Source organism: Catenovulum agarivorans DS-2, assembly GCF_000568405.1.
Taxonomy (GTDB): Bacteria; Pseudomonadota; Gammaproteobacteria; order Enterobacterales; family Alteromonadaceae; genus Catenovulum; species Catenovulum agarivorans_A.
Window position 1 is genome coordinate 1 of the sequence record NZ_ARZY01000124.1, and the last position, 309, is coordinate 309.

Below are 309 nucleotides of genomic sequence, written 5' to 3' on the forward strand. Positions count from 1 at the left end.
CTGAAATCAAGACACTATCGTCTTCACTTGCATTCACAATATTGTCAATTTCGATTGGCGTTGTGATGCTTGGTGCACTAGGGGCGGCATTGTCTAAGGTGATTGTTTGTGTCGCGGCAGTTGAGGTATTGCCTGCATCGTCTGTTTGAGTCGCTGATACCGTTAACGTGCCGTTATTTAAACCACTGACATCTAACTCGCTGCCAGTCAATGTCCAGTCACCGCTGTCACTCGCTGTCACTGTACGACTGACTGCGCTATTGTTGTCAGTGATAGTAACCGTCACACTGGCATTGTTTTCTGCACCTG

The 309-nt window shown here is 47.6% G+C and carries 1 protein-coding gene; it reads right to left on the reverse strand.

The genetic code is table 11. The features are described 5' to 3' along the window. On the reverse strand, window positions 1–309 hold a 309-nt coding region (locus DS2_RS19480; RefSeq protein WP_035016759.1), incomplete at both ends, for an Ig-like domain-containing protein.